Here is an 18,501-nt window from a genome sequence, read left to right as displayed (position 1 = left end):
CTACACGCCCCATCTCGAGTAGGCCCCGACCACCCACAGCGCGCTGGGCGCAATCAAGGTGAACGCGAGGTAGGAAGCCGATGAGAGGAGCTTCCGGCATCGAAGGTGCGGCTGTGCGAACCCGGACCCGGTCCTCGACCCGGACCCGACCACGGCGAGGACGATGGCGCACACCAGTAACACCGAGACGCCGGCCACCGACATTGCCTCGTCGCCCTTCACCGCGGCGAAGGCGATCACGACGAGCAGGGCCACCGCGGGCAGGCCCGAGGCCGCTCGCCCGACGCCGGTGCGGGTAACCGGGCGGGGCAGCCCCAACGCCGCTGCACACACCACGCCGAACGCCAACGTGGACCACGACGGGGTGGGCGCGCCCCAGACGACTGTTGCCGCCGCGCAACAGGCGCCGACCGCCAGGCCGGCGGACAGTCCACCGCGCAGGGCACGCGCCAGGGCGCCCCGCCGCCCGACGTCGTCTCCGCCGGGTGCCGCGGCGGTTCCCGGCGATGCCTGCTGGTCCGCCTGCTCAGGTCGAGCAAGGCGGGAATAGTCCAGCCATGCGGTCAACCGGGGTACGGCCAGCGTCGCGACCGCGGCCCCGACGGCCAGGCACACCCCGGCTCGGGTATGGGTGAGACCGGCCGCATGGATCACCAAACCGATTGCGGCGCAAGCCGAGAACACTCCCGCGGCCGTGAAGCCCCCCACACCGGCTCCGATGAGGCGGTATCCCGCCGTGCACAGCAGCATCAGGGTCAACGCCCCGCCGGCCAGTGCCAGAGGGCCGTAGGGCGACAGACCGGCCCAGCAGCCGGCCGCGGCAATGGGGAGGCTCGCCCACCCCAGGGCCGTAGCGGCCCGAGGCGCCCTGCCCGACCGCGCGAAGATCGCGGCGATGACAAACAGCGTCACGACCACGAACGCGGACAGGCCGAGGATCGCGGCGCGTCGTGGGCTCGACGCGTCGATCAGCACGAGGTAGACCCAGACCGCAGCGGCCAGGCCCACGCCGAGGTAGGCGATGTTGCCTGCGGCCGACGGGTTCCAACCGGGATGACCCGATTGGTTCAGGTGGGCCGCGGCGTCGACCACGTCGTCGTACAGGGTCGGGGCAGAGACGGTCCGCCTGCCCCGGAGATAGAGGACGTCGTCCTGAGCTATCTCGGCCTCGCGCAAGGTGTCGTCGGGCCCCAGGGGTGCCCCGGACCGCGCTCCGACCAGCACCCAGACCACATCCTTGGGGCGGTCCTCGGACCCGGCGCCGTCGAACAGGCGGAGGACCTCGGGCACCAGCAGGGCGACGGGTACGTCCAACGGGAGGGAGAGGTCGATCTGTCGGTGCTGCCCGACGACCGCCACCCGCACCAGGTCGGGCACCGGTGACACCGCCTCGTGCCGGGTCGAGCCGAGATCGGTACGCGTCGGGGCGAGGTCGGTCACAGGTCGGGCATCCGCGACAGTTGGATGACGTCGGAGTTCACCGACCGCGACATCAACATGCCCCGTCCGGGTGGCATGGGTTGGGGCCGGAAGCCGAACAGCGCGCCCTCCTCCTTGGTCCCGTTCATCACGAGGCCGTGGCACGAAAGATCCTTCAGACGCCCGATGATCGGATCCATCATGGCCCGCCCGGCCCCACCGATGCGACGTGCGACGACCACCCGCAGACCCACGTCACGGGCCTGTGGCAGGTATTCGGCCAGCGGACCCAGCGGGTGGTTCATCGTGCTACCGGTGATCAGGTCGTAGTCGTCGATCAGGACGTACACGTCGGGGCCTTGCCACCATGACCTGTCGCGGAGTTGCTGCTGGGTGACGTCGCTGGGTGGGAGGCGTTCCTTCAGTGTGTCCGCGAGCTCCTTCATGGCATCGAGGCAGGACTGCGCGGCGGTCGCGTAGGCGCTCAGGTAGTCGTTCCCGATCGCACCGAGGAGCGTGCGCCGGAAATCCACGGCGACGATCTTGCACTGCTCCGGCGTCGAGCCCTCCATGAGGCCCGCGGCGATGTTGCGCAGCAGCCCGGTCTTGCCGCACTCGGAGTCGCCGAGCACGACGAGGTGTGGCTGGGCGTCGAAGTCCAGCACCACCGGAGCCAGCTCCGATTCGCTGACGCCGATGGCCACCTTGCTCCGGCCCAGCGCACCCGCGGTGCGGGCGGCCGCGGTGACCGCGTCACGGTCGACGTCGTGCGGGAGCATGCGGACCCGGGGCGCCTCCCGGTCGCCGTAGAGGGTACGCACCGACGCGCACGCCGCGGCGACCCCGGCCGGGAGATCCTCGACGTCCGACGACGAGTCCAGCCGGGGCAGGCCGATGAGCAGGTGCAGCCGCTCCGCGCTCATCCCGCGCCCCGGCCGCCCGACAGGAACGAGCTCGGCGAACTTGCGGCCGACGTCGCTGTCCATCGGGTCGCCCATGCGCAACTCGACGCGGGTGCCCATCATGTCCTTCACGGCCGGCCGGATCTCCATCCAGCGACTCGCGGTGATCGCGAGGTGGACGCCGTAGGACAGGCCCTGGATTGCCAGCGCCTGTAGAGCCGGCTCAAGCAGGTCGAAGTCGCTCTTGATGGTCGCCCATCCGTCGACGACGAGCACCACGTCGCCGAAGTGGTCGCTGCTCAACGGATCCCGGGCGGCCTCGGCCGGCGGCATGGCGGCCAAGGTGGCCTTGCGCTGACGGAAGTCGCGCATCGACTCGATCCCCAGTTCGCGGAATCTCTCCTCACGCGCCCGCAGGATCCCGGTCACCTCGGCGACGGTGCGGCGGATGCGGTCCGAATCCATCCGGCCCGCCACGCTGCCGACGTGCGGCAGGCTGGTCAGGCTGCCCAGCGTGCCGCCGCCGAAGTCCAGACAGTAGAACTGGATCTGCTCCGGGGTGTGGGTTGCGGCCGCGGCCAGGATGAGGCTGCGCAACGCCGTGGACTTACCCGACTGGGGGCCGCCGACGACGGCCACGTTTCCCTTCGCCCCTGACAGGTCGAGGACCAGAACGTCCCGGCGTTGGTCATAGGGCCGGTCCACGACACCGACGGGAAGCAGCAAGCGCCCGTTGATGTTTCGGGGGTCGCTCCAGTTGGAGTCGGGAAGCAGGCCGTTCAGGGCTGGGCTGGCCACCAGCGGCGGCAGCCACACCTCGTGGGCGGGCCTGCCGTGCCCCTGCAGCCGGCCGACCACGACGTCGAGCAGCGTCGTCCGCGTCGAGGGCGTCGTCGACGCCTCTTCCTCGGGCTGGGCGACATCTTCTTCTTGGGCTTCCGGCGCCACGACAGGATCCGGATCCCGTTCCACCGGCGTCGCGGTGAACAGCTTGGACGCCCTGCTGCCCAGCATCGATGGCCTGCCGTTCGTCGACGAGAGACGGGGCTTGGAGTAGGCGCCGGAGACGTAGGAGGCATTGAAGCGCATGGGCTCGTTGGCATCGCATTTCAGAAAGCCCGAACCGGGGACGCTCGGCAGGTGGTAGGCATCCGGAACACCCAGCACACTGCGGGATTCGCCGGCGGAGAACGTCTTCAGACCGATCCGGTAGGACAGGTGTGAGTCCAACCCCCGCAGCTTGCCCTCCTCCAGCCGCTGCGAGGCCAGCAGCAGGTGCATGTGCAGGCTTCGGCCGAGCCGCCCGATCATCACGAACAACTCTGCGAAATCGGGCTTCTGCGAGAGCAACTCGGAGAACTCGTCCACGACGATGAACAACGCAGGCAGTGGCTCCAGCGGCGCGCCCGCGGCCCGCTCTCGCTGGTAGTCACCGACGTTGGCGAAGTTGCCCGCCGAACGCAGCAGTTCCTGGCGACGGTTCATCTCACCGGCCAACGCGTCACGCATGCGGTCGACCATCGTCAGCTCGTCTTCGAGGTTGGTGATGATCGCCGCGATGTGAGGTAGGCCGTCCAGTCCCAGGAAGGTCGCGCCACCCTTGAAGTCCACCAGGATGAGGTTGAGCGCCTCCGGCGAGTGCGACGTGACCATGGCCAGCACCAAGGTCCGCAGGAATTCCGACTTGCCCGAACCCGTCGCGCCGATGCACAGGCCGTGTGGTCCCATCCCGCCCTCGGCGGACTCCTTGATGTCCAGTTCGAGCGGCTGGCCCGACGGGGTGATGCCCACCGGAACCCGCAGCCGTTTGCGCGGCGAGGAGGGCCGCCACACGTCCTCCGGGATGATCTCGGCGGCATCGGGAATCTTCAGCAACGCCATCAGACCCGGGTCGGTGGCCCTGGCGTTGGCCTCGAGGTTGACGATGTGCGCGGCGCCGCCGGGCCGGAACCGGCTGAAGGTGCGCGCCGTCGCCTCGGCCTCGGCCAGGCTGAGATCGTCGGCCTTGGCGAAGTGTTCGACGCCTGAGGCCGTCCGCGCACCGACGTCGTCGCCGTCGACGACGAGCTGCAGACCGCGGCGTGACCCGGATCCGTCACGGGGACCGTTGAGGTCGAGCACGGTGACACTGTCCAGACCGGCGTCGGTGATCAACCGCTCGTTTCCCGTGACGTACCCGTCGTCGATCACGACCACCAGATGCCGCTGGCCGTCCGCCAGTTGGGAGTTGCGGTTGAAGCGGCCGCGGTCGGAAAGATCTGACTCCAGCGCGGTCTCGAGCAGTTCGAGCGTCGGGTAGAGCAGCCGCATGGTGCCGCAGCCGTCGCGCAGCGTCTCGTGCTGCGCTTGAGCCAGCCACTTGACCCACTTCCAGTTCGCGTTGTCGGGATTCGACGTGATCACTGCGACCTGCACGTGGTCTGGACCGTGAAAGGTGCACAGCTCCAGGACCATCGCCCGCACCAGCTGCCGGATCTGCGCCCGGTCACCGTCGAAGCTGATCGTCGGGAACGCCCGCAGCGACACCGCCGTCGGCAGGGCGTGCACCACCGAGTGCGTGGCGACGAAACGTCGCAGCGCCACCGTGGACACCGGTTCCAGGTCCTCGGGCGGTCCGGTCTCGGGAGCCAGCAGACGGGTGGCCAGCCGATGGGTGCCCAGGCCTACGCGCACATGGCAGAAGTCGTTGTCGGTGGGTCGGCGCTCCCACATGCGGCGCGTGCCGGCCAGGTCGACGAGGGTCCGAGGGTCGGGATGGCTCCATTGCAGAGCTGCCCGCTGTCCGGCGCCCGTCTGGTCGGCGTCGTCGCGCAACCCGGCCAGGTAGCTGAAGAAGTCCTTGCGCTCCTCGTTGAGTTCGGCGGCCGCCTTGCCCGATTTGCCGCCACTCATGAACATGCCAGCCATCGACATGATCATCATCATCGGGAACAGCAGGAACATGGGATTGCGGGTGACGTTGCGGCCGCCCACGGTGATCATCAGCGCGATCATCCCGATCACGGCGACGAGCATGATGACGGGCATCAGTTTCATGAAGAGGTTTCCGGGGATGACCCGCGGCACCTCGGGGGGCGACTGCAGACTCACCTCGCCGCCCGGCATGCGCGGCGGTGACAGCCGCAATCGACGGACGAAGCCCTGCCTGGTCATCCCGCCTCCATCTGGACCGCCAATCGGAACCGGGCCCTCTATGGAGAACGAAATTATCTTCGGGCACGTTCGACTTGACGAGGGATGTCGTCTACCGAGAACTGCCCAGGGAGGTCACCGAATATGACCCTGCCGCCCACGCTGTCCACACTCGACGGAGAATCGGAGGAGGACCAGCGGCTGAGCCGGGTAACCGTGGTCGTCGGCGCCCATCTCATCGACGTCGCCCTGTCCACCACGGTGAGCGTCTCCGTCCTGGCAGGCGAAGTCGTCGACATGGCCAACCTCGGTGACTTCGACGACCCGGTCGCAGATGCCGAGGGGCGATGGACGTTCGCGCGTCTCGGCGGGGCCGTCATCGACCCCCGCCGAACTCTGGCCGAGGCGGGGGTTTTCGACGGCGACGTCCTGCTGATCCGGCAGGCGGGAGATCCCTCCCCGTCGATCCTGGCCGACGAGCTGACGAGGCCCGGCGCCGAGTCGGAACGACCCGATGCCGGTGGCTCGTGGCTCCGGCGGCCCGCGACGGGTTGGTATGCGCTCAGCACGGTCTTCGCGGTCGCCGCGGTACTGGTCCTGCCCACGCTCGCGGCAGGCCCCAGGGTGTTCGACGTGCCCGTGGCGGCGTTCGTCCTCGTCCTGGCCGGCGCCTTCGGCGCGGTGTCCGCGTGCGTCACAGACCGGTCTTCCGCGGATTCGGCGAGCGCGCCGGGCCCGGTCGTTGCGGCGTTGCCGCTGTTGTTCGGCGGTCTGCTCTACGTTCTGCCCATGGCCCAGGGCGTCGCCGCCCTGCCGGTGGCGCTGGCCGTGACGGCGCTGACCGCGCTGCTGCTACTGCTGCTCACCGGCACCGGCCGGGTCCTGTTCAGCGGGGTCATCGCGCTGGCCGCGTTCGGCATCCCGGTGTCACTGGCTCAGCTGACATTCGATCCGGCGCCCCGCACGATCGGGGCGGTCCTGGCGAGCGTCGCCGTCGTCGTCGTGTACCTGGCGTCGGGCATCACCATCATGGCGTCGCGACTGCCGGTCCCCCGCGTACCGACGGCAGGCGAACCGCTCGACGACATCGAGATCCAGGGCGGGACCGCGGTCGACGGGGTGGACGCACTCCGCGCGATCAGCCTGATCGTTCCCACTGAAGACGAGATGATCCGACGCGTCCGTCGAGCATCGGACTACCTGACCGGCGTGGTGGCCGCGGCCGCGGCCGCCGCCGCCGCGGGGGCATACCTGGCCAACGACGTCGACGACGGCTTCCACTGGCAGGGCGCGGTCTTCGGGATCGCCGTGACGACGGTCCTGTGCCTACGAGGGAGAAGCCACCACGACCTCTTCCAGGCGGCCACCTTGATCGGAAGCGGTTTGCTCACCGCCCTGTTGACCGTCGCCAAGGTCGCGGTCTTCCTGCCCGAATGGCGGGTCGTGGCCGCCCTGGCGTTGATCGCCATGACCACGATTGCGGTGGTGTGCGGCGTGGTGGCGCCGAAAGTGGAGTTTTCCCCGGTGATGCGACGCATCGCCGAGCTCGGCGAGTACCTCGCGGTCTTCGCCATCGTGCCCCTGGCCTGCTGGATCATCGGTGTCTACGCGTTCTTCCGAGGACTGCGGTTGTGACGGTTCGCCGACTCTAGGGCTGCGGGGCCGTGGGTTGCCCCGCCGGGTCGGCGGCCATCGCGTCGTGGGCGATCAACGCCGCCTCCTGCGACAGCCGAGGACCCGCCGGGAGAAGCGACAGGATCGGCCAGGGGGCAGGCATGGCGTGTTCGGGTAGGTCGCGCGACTCGCGAACCCCGACCAGACCGAGGACCGCCGCGGTGGCCTCATCCTTCACCGGATAGCGCAGCCCGAGGTCGCTGACGTAGAACAGGTCGCCGAGCGCCGGTCCCGGCCCCGGATTCGCTGCCTGCACGTACGCACCGGTGCCCGGCTTGAGGTACACCGCATCGAGACCTGGTCCTGCGCCGTCGGAACCGGCCAGCTGCACCGGTTGGGCGTCCCTGGGCAGCGGCAACTGATTTCCGAGCAGGACCCTCGTCGACACCGAGGCCTGGCCGACGCGGTGCTCCCAGGACATGCACACCACGGGTGCGGAGTCGGCGCTGACCAGATTCAGCGCGGTGGCCGGGTAGTCGTCCACCCCCAGCACGTGCACGACCGGAAGTTGACCGAGCCCGGCCAGGGAGATGACGGCCGGCTCGCGAGCCACCGCGGACTCCGGATTGCCGTAGCGGATGATGTCGGCGGTCTCGGCGGAGACCGGTTGAAGCCCCTCGGGCAGGACGACGTAGAGCTGATCGCCCCGCGAGTCCGTGGTACGCACCAGCGAACCCACCGGGAAGTCCGCAGGCAGATAGAACGTGGCGGCGCCGACTCCGTCGATGCGGATCGGCCGGATGGGCGCGACGGAGGGGAAAGCGTTCAACAGCCCGGCCGAGATCGCCCTTGGTTGCGCGCCGTCCAGGCGAAGGGCGGCGATGAGCACCGGATCGGTCGGGTCGATCGCGGCGCGGACCCCGTCGTACAGCAGGTACGTTCCGGCCCCTGACCGCACCAGAAAGGCCTGCCCCGTCGATCCCGGCGAGACGTCAGGACCCAATACGGGGTCGCCCGCCAGGACCGTCGTCTGCATGGACGTTGCGCCGACCGCTGCCGTGGCGGGCGGAGTCACCGTCGAATCGCAGACCGTCCACGCCGAGGTGCTCATATCTTCGCCGGCATGGATGGCGCTCGGGGCTCCGATGATGCCCACGGCGGGCCCGCGGGCCACGGTGTCGAGGAACTTGCGGTCCACCCGGCCCGGTGTCTCGTTCTTCCCGGCGGCCAGTCGAGCCGACGCCAGGTTGAGCGCGAGGTGCAACCGGTCACCGATCCGGACGTACAGGGCGCCGTCGGTGTCGCTCAACATGATGGTCGAGTTGCCGAAGCTGGGGGCAGGCTTGAAGAAGGCGAGCACTCCCGCGGCTCCGGCAATGAGGATGGCTGCGGCCACACCGGTGAGCAGGGCTCGCATCTGGCCGCGCATCGGGTCGTGGATCATCCGCGAGTCGGCCCGGATCAGCGCGTGCTGTAGCCGTCGCACGAGGAAGCGGTAGCCGTTCACCTGAGCTCGGGTGGTGACCTGTGCCGGCATGCGCGACTTCCTCCATCCGTATCTCCCGAAGGATTGCCGCCTCGGAAGCGTACCTACTAGTAGAGAAACTGAATCCGCAGTGAAAGCATTCGCGCCGCGACCCAACGCGGCCCACACACCCGGACGGAGAATCCGCGTTGAGCATGACGATCTCGTCCGATCGGCCCCTCGTCGAACGGCTGATGCCGCTGCCGGATCAGCTCCTGGTGCAGGCCGTCGTGTGCGTGGGTTTCGCGCTCGCGCTCCTGCTGGACGAACCCGGATGGTGGGGTGCAGCCTGCGGGCTCGCCGTCGGGCTGGTCCTCGTGGCGCCGCTGGCCGGGCAGTCGCTGCCCCGGTGGGGGATGGCCCGGTTCGACTTCTGGCGGGACCGCCGGCGACGACGCCGCCGACCCCAGGCCGGTCGACGCCGACGGCCGGACGGCTGGGCACCGTTCGACCACGAGCAGCCCGACGGCGCGCAGATCGGCTTCTCCTGGGACGGCAGGGTTTTGACGTCGATGATCCGCGTCGAGGAGACCCCGCAGGCGCTCACGGTGCTCGAACCGGGGGTCACGGTCTCGGGTGAGACGGTGCCCGTCGGCGTCCTGGCCGACTGTCTGCGGCAGTTCGACATCGCCCTTGAATCGATCGACGTGATCAGCCAGGGTGCCCGCTCGGCAGGCCACGGCCACGTCGCCGCCGTGTACGACGCCGTCCTGGGGCCGCTGCCTGCGATCGCCCATCGTTCGATGTGGGTCATCGTCCGGATCGATCCGTCCCGCTGCCCCGAGGCCATCCGGGCACGAGGCGGCGGTTGGGACGCGGCACTGCGCACCGCGACCGTCGCGACGCGACGCGTGACGAACAGGTTGCGGGATGCCGGCCTGCAGGCCGGCACCACGACCGCCACGGACATGGTCCACGCGGTCACCGACCTCTGCAGTGGGTTGACGCTCGACTCGTTGAAGGAGACCTGGGCAACCTGCCACCGGGGTCGCTTCCAGCTGCGCAGCTACGGGATTGCGCCCACGGCGTGTACTTCCGACGGGCTCGGCGCGCTGTGGACGCTGCCCAGCCGCTCGACCACGGTGACGCTGTCGCTTCGTCGCGACGAACAACGCGGCGCGGTCGAACTCCGCGGTATCGTGCGCCTTGATTCCTTCGGCCACGGTCGCCAACCTCAGGCCGGATTGCGCCAACTGCCGGGTCGCCAGTTCGATGCGCTCGCCTGTGCCCTGCCGCTGCCGACGCCGAGACAGCCTGTTGGCCAGTGGATTACGGTACGCGACGACGACGAGGGTGCGCAGACACTGGTCGATCTCGAGCTTCCCGCCTCGGGATGTGGTCAGATCGTCGGCGCCGACGAATACGGACGCGCGGTCGCCCTGTCACTGTTCGGGCCGCGCGTGACCAGGGTCGAGCTGCACGGCACGCTGCACCTCGCCCAGCAGGTGGTGTTGCGGTCCCTGGCACTGGGCGCTCGCGTGCAGGTGCACACCCGGCGCACCGGGGCGTGGCGCGCGATGGTCGAGGAGGTGGGTGACGAGAACCAGCTCCGGGTCACCGGTACCGATCGCGGTGCCATCGAGGCCGGTTCGCGTCGGGACTACTCGGTGGAGATGTACGACGGCGAGCCCGAGCAGCCGGTGCGGATGGGGGTCACGGCCGTCGTGGTGAGTCCCACCCACAGCCCACCGTCGACGGCAGCCGACGTTCGGTTGCAACTGCTCGACGAGGACCGCGGCGAGGTGCTGGTGACCACCGGGACATCTTCGGCAACAGTGACGATGGTGGCGACCGACGAGGAGATGCGATACATCGGGTCGTCTTTCGACACGGTGGACCGGCCGGACGAACGTGGATGGACCGACTACCACGACCAGCCCGCCTGGGACTGGCCGAGCAGGCAGGAGCAGCGATGAACCAGGACCGCTATGACGCAGGTGAATTCGACGAGGCCCCCTTCGACGAGGATCCGGCGCCACGCACGAATACACTTGTCAGAAAATCACTCTGGGTGGCAACCGGGGCCTTCGGGGCGGCAGCGTGGGCGGTGGGTCTGGCCGCGGTGATCCCGCTGGGGTTTGCGGTCCCCCTCAGCGTGCTGGCGGGCGCCGTCGCCGTCATCGGACTGTTGCCCCGGCAGGCAGCGCGCGGGTGGCTCGCCGTTGCCATTGCGGTCGTCGCGCTCGCCGATGCAGTGACCACCACGGTCACCACCGGGGAATCGACCTGGGTCCTGATCGTCGTCGACGTCCTGGTGGCACTGCAGGTGGTGGTGGCGGTGTCGGCCCTGCTGCTCGAGCCTCGGGAGCCGGTGGGGTCGTCGGGTCCCGAGGACGACTACGCGGCATATGCCCAATATGCGCAGGCCTATCGGGACTATGCCGAACAGTACGGTTCCTACTGGCCCGAGCAATATTCCGCCGCGGGCGGCGAGGCGGATGCCGTGGGGTACGGCCGGGCCAACGGTGCAGGCACGGTCCGCGGTGAGCAGGATGCGTGGGCCGACATGGAGGCCAAGTACGCCCAGCACACGTCACCGGTGGCTCCGGCACCGGCAGAGGGCGGGGGCAGGCAGGCCGACGGTATTCACGCCGGTGACCCGGGCATACCCGGGGTCAATCGGGCGGACCGGCCCGACGATACGCATGCACAGGCGCCCGGTACTGCCGCGACGCCCCCCGGCGCCTACTGATCGGGCCGGCGAATGCCACAGTACCGCAGGGCGAATGCGTTCAGACCGCGCGTCGCACCCGACGCAGGAGGTTCGTGGTGCGGCGTCCGTGGTGGAAGGCAGACGGCATGGCCGAGGCAAGGGCCGTGTAGGCGGAGCGGGTCTTTCGATTCAGACGATCGAGCCGAATCTCGCCCCCCTCGGCCAGATGTTCGTCATATGGGACGACGAAGACGTTGCGTACCCGGCCGTGGAAGTACTTCGTCAGTTGGGACACGTCGACCGCCGTATCCCCGGCCAATGGCGAGTTGACGACGACGCTGGTGTGGGCCGCCAGGTACTCGAACCCGTGGTGTTCGAGCCAATCAAGGGTGGCCAGGGCGCTGCGGGCCGAGTCGATCGCCGGGGAGGCGACCACCACCAGCGCGCTTGCGGCGTTCAGTACGCCTTGGATGGCCGAGTGCGTCAAACCGGTTCCGCAGTCGGTCAATACGACGTTGTAGTAGCGGTCGAGAACCCGGTGGACGTGGAGATAGTCGCTCTCAGAGAAGGCCTCCGACACTGCGGGGTCGCGGGCCGAACCCAGGAACTCCAAGCGGCTCGCGCTTTGTGACGTGTGCCGACGAACGTCCGAGTAGCGAGCAATCTTGCTGTCGGCCAGCAGGTCTCGAACCGTCGACCGAACCTGGTCGGGCCCGCGCTGGGCGAGTGTGCCGAGGTCGGGATTGGCATCGACGGCAATCACCCGATCGCCTCGCATGGTGGCGATCGTCGAACCGAGGCCGACGGTCGTCGTTGTCTTTCCCACCCCACCTTTCATGGAAAGCACTGCGATACTGCAGATCCCGTGGTGCAGGCGGGCGGGACGGATTGGCCCCGAGCCGTCTTCGGCGCCCACTCCGGGGTTGACGGTTCCCCCCGTGGCGCGGTGCAGCGCCGTACGCCAACCGTTCCGTTGCGGGGCCCGCTGCGAACGCGTCAGCCCCAGTTCGCGGTCCGAAGGGACGTCTCTCGCCGGTGGTGCCGGCGAGCCGAGGTTTCCTGCGGTGAAGCTGGTGTTGAACCGGGACAGCAACTCTTCGGGACCAACCGAACCGAAACGCATCGGCGTCGGGTCGTGGTGGCGGTGCATACCGTCGATGTCGTCGTGGTCGGTCACGCAGTCTCCTCTTTGATGCTCTCGCGTCGCTATCGCAGGTTGAGCGTCTGCAGAATGTTGCTCAAGGCGCCCTTCACATCACTCGACTCGATGCGAACCAGCGCGGTCTCGTCGATCTCGTCCAATGCCACGCCGTAGCTCTCGGTCAGCCGGAACGCACGTTCGTCCTCGGCCGCCTCGATCACGTTGCGGACGAACCGGCCGTTGCCTGCGAGGTCGATGTTCTGCCGCATCTTGCCGTCCGCGTCCGCGGACTGCCCCGAGCACAGCTCGGCGCAGACGGTGACCAACTCGTCATAGGCCTCCGACGACAGCTCGGAATCCCGTGAACTCGCGATCAGGCGCCCGACGTCACCCAGTTCGTTCGGGGTGTAGGACGGGAAGCGGATCCGCTTGGTGAACCGGGATGACAGCCCATCATTGGACGCGAGGAACCGATCGATCTCGGAGTCGTAACCGGCGATGATGACGACCAATCGGTCGCGGTCGTTCTCCATGCGGGCCAGCAGGGTGTCGACTGCCTCCTTGCCGAAGGCGTCCCCGCCGGACAGACCGGTCTGGATCAAGGTGTACGCCTCGTCGATGAACAACACCCCGCCCATCGCGGTGTCGATCAGTTCGGTCGTCTTGATCGCCGTGCTGCCGAGATGCTGGCCCACGAAGTCCTGGCGTTTGGCTTCGACGACCTTGAGCGTCTCCAGAAGGCCCAGACCGCAGTAGGTCTGGGCGACTACCCGCGCGACGGTCGTCTTACCGGTACCGGGAGGGCCGGTGAAGGCCAGGTGCAGACTGCTCGACGCTGTGTTGAGCCCCTTGTCCCGGCGCAACTTCGCCAGCGTGACGCCCGACCGCAGCTTGGCCACCTGCAGTTTGACGTCAGAGAGTCCGACCTGGCGGTCGAGCTCCTCCTGCGCGGCGCGCAGGTGCTGGTTGCTGCGTTCTGCGCGCTCCTCGGCGTCGACGTCCGCACCGGTGGGAGCGCTCTCGGGATCCCATTTGTCCCGGCGCGATTCGATGGATTCCTTGGTGGTGACGACCAGCCGGAACTTGGGATCCTGGAGGGCCGCGTAGTTGGCGGCGAAACCGGGTTCCTCGCTGTAGATCCGCTCGAAGATCTGGCGTGCGTCAGGTTCATTGCCCATCTCGCGCAGCGTCAGCCCCTTGCAGAACTCCGCCGCACGCCGCGCTGCAGGGATGGGGCCGCCGATCGCCTGATCGAGCCGGCGGATACCCTCGCCGAACAGGCCCATCTGTGCGCAGGCCGAACCCACCATGAGATGGCAGCCGGCCGCGATGTACTCGTCGACGTAAGACGCCGAGTCGGCAAGCGCGGTCAGCACATCCGGCCAGCGTTGGGTGGTGAAGTGCAGGACGCCGCGCACGTACGCTTGAATCTGTTCGGTCGACGGGTCCGTGGCCGAGCCGCCGGCTGCGGCCAACTCATCGAGGATCTGCTCGGCAGCGCCGTAGTCCCTGCCCTGAATGAGGCTGGCCGCGTACGCGATCCGAATCTCGGACAGAGAACTTAGCGGATAGTCCAGATAGAGACCGGTTTCGAAGCGGCCCGTCAGGGAGCGCGGCGCGAGGCCGAGCCTGCGCTGTTCGCGTCCGAGGTTCTGCGCGGTGGTGTTCAGGTGATGCAGCACCTCGGCGGTATTCTCACCGGTGGCCGCCCGGCCGAGCCACGCATCGCACATGCCGGGGTCGTACTCCGTGGCTCGCGTGAACGCCGACGCCGCGTACTGCAGGTCCCGTTCAATCTCGAGCCCGTCTATCGGGATGCCGAGGGACAACACCCCGGCGTTGAAGACCTGCTGGGCATCACGGCTGTCACCGCTCATCGGGGTCCACACCTCCTTCGTGCCGGTCCGCCATGTTGCGGCGTCGCCGTCACGATCTCAAACGCGCAGATCGCTGCGAACGTTCACTGCGGTGCCCTGAACACCTCGGCCCGCGGTGATTCGGCGGTCCGTGAAAACTCGAGTGAATGAATCTGCCCCAGCGTCCGTTCTCAATGTCGTAGGGCACTCGCGACGTTGCTAGCTCCCTGGGCATTCCCGAGAGGAAGTCAGATGGCGTTTTCAGTGGTTCCCCCTGGGCTCGAAGCATTTTCGGCCGCCAATGCCGCCGCCGCGCAGGCCGTGGCCGCAGCGGGCTCGGCGGACCAGGCTGCAAATGTGGCGTCTGCCACGGCCGCACTGGGACCGATCGGAGCCGAGTACCTCGCGGCGTACGGGCCGGCTCAGGCCAACAACTTTGCCTCAACCCAGGCGGTTGCCGGGCTGCACGCTGCGATCGCGGCGGCGACGGAGGCGGCGAAGGCCTCGTTCATCGCCACCGACAACGGGTGACCGGAGCGACTCGATGCCATCGACGACGCACCAGCACTCACCAGGGGTCGCCACGGAAACGCCACGTCCGGCCCCGGCGGAGCCCAGCCCGGAGTCGTCCGGGGGCCTCGATGCCGCGCACGCCAATCTCGACGGCTACCTGAACGAGCCGGTTCGCGACATTCTTTCCCGGCTGGGTCTGGCGCCGAACGGGGCGTCGGCGCAACCGGCCGACCCGGCCGACCCTGCCGGCCCGGTCAACCCGGCACAGTCACAGCAGCCACAGCACTCCGGCGCCGATGCGCCCGGCGGCGGGGATGGCGGATTCGACCCGTCGCAGATGATCCAACCGGTCACCGATGCGCTCAGCAGTCTGGGCTCGGGTCAACTGGGCCAACCGGACCCGACGCAGTCGTTCGACGGGATCAACCAGGCGTTGGACTCCGCAGGCAGTCAAGTGCAGCAGGCGCTTTCGGGCCTCGGTAACGATTGGCAGGGCGACGCGAGCACGGCGGCGCAGGCCACCACCCAATCGGCGCTGTCGGACGGAAGCAAGGTCGCCGACCAGGCCGCGGCACTGCGCTCGAGCCTCGCCACGGCAACCGCTGCGGTGCAGACCGCGCGGGCCCGACTCATCGAGATCGTCAACGAGTATTGGGCCAAGATCGCCGCCATCGGGCCGAACATCATCTTCCCCTGGGGAATTGCCGCAGCCGTTGCCGCGGCGACGGAGGCGGTCACCTCCGCCGGCGAGGTCGTGTCGGAGACCGAGGGCAGTTTGGCAGCCCAGGCCGCCGCGGTGACGACGGCAGGCGCGCCCGTGGAAATCACTGCCGCGCCTGCTCTCGGCGCGGCGGGATCGCAGGCGTTGAGTCCGCTCATGCAGCTGGCGAACTCGGCTACGTCACCGGTGCTGCAGGCGATCGGTTCGGCGTCGAGCGCCGCTTCGGGCGCGGGCGCCCCGACCAGCACGCCGAGTGCACCGTCGGCGCCGGCCGGGCCGACAGGTACGGCAGGCAGCAGCGGCAGTGGCGGAGGCGCAGGGGGTGGCGCCGGCGCATTTCGCGGCGGAGTCTCGGCTGCCGCCCCGGCACCAGCCACCCGCCCGCTCAGTGCGGCGTTCCCCGCAGCGGCCGAGACCACCACCGCGGTGCAGGCGACGTCGGCCAGGCCCGGCGTCACGGCGGCCGGTGCCGGGGCGCCGATGGGAGGCGGAGCGGGTGCCCCGATGGGCCACCACGGCAGAGCTGGGATCGCCGCCGGCCACAGCGCCCCGGACTTCCTGCACACCTCAGACCAGGGCGGCGAGATCGTAGGTGATCTCGGCAGTGTCGCCCCACCGGTGATCGGTGAGAAGGACCCACTCGACAGTCCCGGTGTCGGACTGCGAATCAGATAGGAGCGCAACGATGGCGGACAACGAGATTCTGCGGATGCGGCCGACGGAGGTCGCCGAGGCGTCGGCCCGACTGGACGTGCTGGCCGCTCGCATGGAGCAGTTGATGCAGACCGAGAACCCCAACCTGACGGTGCCGGCCGGCGCGCGTGACGAGGTCTCGCAGCGGGTTGCGGCCACCCTCAACGGTGTTCACGACGCCTATGGCAAGTCCATGGAACACGGCGCCACCGAGATGCGCGACACGGCCGCCACCCTGCGTGCCCAGGCCGACGGCATCGCGAACCTCGACGACGGCCCGTCCGTCTGACCTTCGGCCTCGAGCACCCGCAGGTTCATTGCAGTACCCGTCACCCACCCGGAGCCACGGAGAGGAGGTCAGGACATGGGATTCACGAACGTTGCGTGGGAATCGCGTACTACCGAGCAGCTCGCCCGCGACCTGACCGAAGGGCCCGGCCCCACTCCCGCCGGTCAGGCCGGAGCCAGCTGGGTGCGGCTCGCCAACGAGTTGGCCGCCATGTCCGAGGACTACCAGAAGCTCGCCGATCAGGTGACCGGCGCGTTCGAGAGCGGTACAGCCGATGCGGTGATCCGCCGGATCCAGGACTTCGGGGACTGGCTGCGGGCGATGAGCCTCAGCGCGGCAGGCAACGGGCAGCGCGCCGAAGAGGCCGCCGTGGCCCACAGCGTCGCCATCCTGGCGATGCCGACCGTGTCGGAAGCCGTGGAGGCGCAGACGACCCGCGACGTCATGGCGTCCCTCGCGGCGTACAACGGGGCGATCCTCAACGGGCGGTTCGCCGAGTTCGACGAGGCGGCCGACGCCGACCAGACCAACGCTGCCGCCGTGATGCAGCAGTACGAGCAGGCATGTACTGGTTTGGCCGAGCCATGGGATCAGCCGCCCCCTCCCGACGTCAGCACCGGATCGGCGCGAGCCGCGGAGCGCGAGGCGCAGGCGGCCGAAGAGGACACCGGTCACGCCGGTGGCGGTGGCGGTGGCGCGGCAGCCATACCCGCTGCGCCGCTGGGGGCGTTCAGAGTCGCGGAGGTCAGGTCCAGCAGTGAGGCGAAGCGTCCGTCTGCCGGCACCCCGGTCAGCAGCACGTCGGCCGGAGCGGGACCAGGCATGGGCGGCATGGGCGGATACGGTCCGATGGCGGCGGGGATGGGCCGCGGCGACAACTCCCGCGCGCACGAGTCGGCGCTCGGCGCCGACGCCTTGGCCGGAGGCGGTGAGGCAGGGGCGGGGTTGACGGACGCCGGCACGAACTGGCTGCCCGCGGCGGCAAAGAGCGACGCCCCGCTGCTGGTGTCGAATGTGAGCTGGGGCCCGACGAGTTCGGCCTTCGACGGCCTGGTCGTCCCGTCCGAACCGGAGGCCCCGACCTACGCCGACCCGCCGGAATCGACCCTGGAGCAGGTGTCGAATCACTGGGTCTCACCCGCGGTCATCGGGCGCGGCGGGGAGACGAGCGCATGACCGGAGCGCTGACGCAGGAGTGGTCCTTCACGGCCGACGAGCTCGCCGCGCTGACCTTGCGGACGTCCGGTCCCGGGGCGCCCGCGGTGCTGGGCTTGCGGCCTCGCCATGCCACGGTGGACGTCGGGGATGCCGCCCTGAGCCACGCCGTGCACACCCTGACCCGGCGTGGCGTCATCGTCGACGGAGTGGTCGAGCCCGAGATCGTCACGGTGCTCCACGCGTTGCAACGACCAGATCGCGAGTTCGTCATGCGCCTGGTTACCCCGGCCGGGATCGGGCGTACCAGCGTCGTGCGCCGCGGTGCGTTGTGCGTGACGGCCCGGCGCGTGGGCGAACAGCTCGACGTCCACGTGCTCGGTGTCAACATTGCGTTATCCGACGTAGCTGCAGCGCTTCTCGGCGACATGCCAGCTGCCCACCCGGCGGCGATCGATCCCGTCGGCGCGCCCCTGTCGGACATGACCGAAGCCCTCTCCGAAAGTCACGACCCGCTCGTTCTGGCGGATCGGATCCGGGCGCTGGGAGTCCAGCAACGCGCCGCCGTACTGCTGGGGGCGGCGCTGGGTTCGAGGCAGGCGTTCGCCGAGATCGTCTACTGCGTTCTGGTCAACGGCGAGGACCGGATCGCCCGGGTGCCGGCCGCCGTCGCAGTCCTCTACACCGGACGCGGCCGCGTGATCGCCGTCCCCAGTATCTCGCCGTCCGAACAGCTGTGGTCGACGCTCAAGCCGGGCTCTGACCAGGTATTCGGTCAGGCGATGAGCCAGCTCGACCAACTCTCCACCGAGAGTTGGGAGGGCGGGTAGCAACACCCAAGTGAGAAACACCGCTGATACCAGGAGATTTCGAAGATCACCAGGAAGG

13 protein-coding genes are annotated in these 18,501 nt (G+C 69.0%); 8 read left to right on the top strand and 5 right to left on the bottom strand.

Features of this window, described 5'->3' with window-relative positions:
• Entirely contained in the window at positions 1-1,440 is a 1,440-nt protein-coding gene (gene eccD / locus M1247_RS26505; protein WP_317159392.1) for a type VII secretion integral membrane protein EccD, read from the bottom strand.
• Positions 1,437-5,474, bottom strand: coding sequence for a type VII secretion protein EccCa (eccCa, locus tag M1247_RS26500; protein ID WP_317159391.1), 4,038 nt, complete (start codon positions 5,472-5,474; stop codon positions 1,437-1,439). Before eccCa ends, eccD (M1247_RS26505) begins: the two co-directional genes overlap by 4 nt.
• 123 nt (positions 5,475-5,597) lie before the next feature.
• Here eccCa and eccD (M1247_RS26495) point away from each other — a divergent pair, with 123 nt between their 5' ends.
• Positions 5,598-7,088 carry a type VII secretion integral membrane protein EccD gene (eccD, locus tag M1247_RS26495; RefSeq protein WP_317159390.1) on the top strand — a complete coding sequence of 497 codons (1,491 nt, stop codon included), beginning with the start codon at positions 5,598-5,600 and terminating at the stop codon, positions 7,086-7,088.
• 13 nt (positions 7,089-7,101) lie between these two features.
• Here the strand turns inward: eccD (M1247_RS26495) and eccB are convergent, their stop codons facing one another.
• Positions 7,102-8,604, bottom strand: a complete 1,503-nt coding sequence (eccB, locus tag M1247_RS26490) for a type VII secretion protein EccB (RefSeq protein WP_317159389.1) — start codon at positions 8,602-8,604, stop codon at positions 7,102-7,104.
• A 143-nt stretch (positions 8,605-8,747) separates the two neighbouring features.
• On the opposite strand from eccB, the gene eccE reads away from it, so the two are divergent.
• Both eccE and M1247_RS26480 read left to right on the top strand, forming a co-directional pair.
• Entirely contained in the window at positions 8,748-10,508 is a 1,761-nt protein-coding gene (eccE, locus tag M1247_RS26485; protein WP_317159388.1) for a type VII secretion protein EccE, read from the top strand.
• A complete protein-coding gene (locus M1247_RS26480; protein ID WP_317159387.1) occupies positions 10,505-11,284 on the top strand; it encodes a DUF5336 domain-containing protein in 780 nt (259 codons plus the stop codon). The genes eccE and M1247_RS26480 overlap by 4 nt, the downstream gene beginning before the upstream one ends.
• Positions 11,285-11,324: 40 nt before the next feature.
• Here M1247_RS26480 and M1247_RS26475 read toward each other — a convergent pair whose 3' ends face one another.
• Positions 11,325-12,422: a MinD/ParA family ATP-binding protein gene (locus tag M1247_RS26475; protein WP_317159386.1), complete on the bottom strand. Its 1,098-nt coding sequence runs from the start codon at positions 12,420-12,422 to the stop codon at positions 11,325-11,327.
• A 29-nt stretch (positions 12,423-12,451) separates the two neighbouring features.
• The gene (gene eccA / locus M1247_RS26470; RefSeq protein ID WP_317159385.1) at positions 12,452-14,263 is read right to left on the bottom strand and encodes a type VII secretion AAA-ATPase EccA; all 1,812 of its coding nucleotides are present in this window, start codon (positions 14,261-14,263) and stop codon (positions 12,452-12,454) included.
• A 231-nt stretch (positions 14,264-14,494) separates the two neighbouring features.
• On the opposite strand from eccA, the gene M1247_RS26465 reads away from it, so the two are divergent.
• From M1247_RS26465 to M1247_RS26445, 5 genes are all read left to right on the top strand, one after another.
• Positions 14,495-14,773, top strand: coding sequence for a hypothetical protein (locus tag M1247_RS26465; protein WP_317159384.1), 279 nt, complete (start codon positions 14,495-14,497; stop codon positions 14,771-14,773).
• Between the two features lie 13 nt (positions 14,774-14,786).
• Positions 14,787-16,151, top strand: coding sequence for a WXG100 family type VII secretion target (locus tag M1247_RS26460; RefSeq protein ID WP_317159383.1), 1,365 nt, complete (start codon positions 14,787-14,789; stop codon positions 16,149-16,151).
• A gap of 10 nt (positions 16,152-16,161) precedes the next feature.
• Positions 16,162-16,458 carry a PE domain-containing protein gene (locus M1247_RS26455; protein WP_317159382.1) on the top strand — a complete coding sequence of 99 codons (297 nt, stop codon included), beginning with the start codon at positions 16,162-16,164 and terminating at the stop codon, positions 16,456-16,458.
• A 75-nt stretch (positions 16,459-16,533) separates the two neighbouring features.
• Positions 16,534-17,634, top strand: coding sequence for a PPE domain-containing protein (locus tag M1247_RS26450; protein WP_317159381.1), 1,101 nt, complete (start codon positions 16,534-16,536; stop codon positions 17,632-17,634).
• Positions 17,631-18,443 carry an ESX secretion-associated protein EspG gene (locus tag M1247_RS26445; protein ID WP_317159380.1) on the top strand — a complete coding sequence of 271 codons (813 nt, stop codon included), beginning with the start codon at positions 17,631-17,633 and terminating at the stop codon, positions 18,441-18,443. The genes M1247_RS26450 and M1247_RS26445 overlap by 4 nt, the downstream gene beginning before the upstream one ends.
• The last annotated feature ends 58 nt before the right edge of the window (positions 18,444-18,501 follow it).

The sequence above is a fragment of the Mycobacterium appelbergii genome (assembly GCF_032883035.1).
In the GTDB taxonomy this organism is placed as follows: Bacteria; Actinomycetota; Actinomycetes; order Mycobacteriales; family Mycobacteriaceae; genus Mycobacterium; species Mycobacterium appelbergii.
Note: the sequence above shows the minus strand (reverse complement) of the source record. Positions and strands in the feature narration are given on the sequence as shown.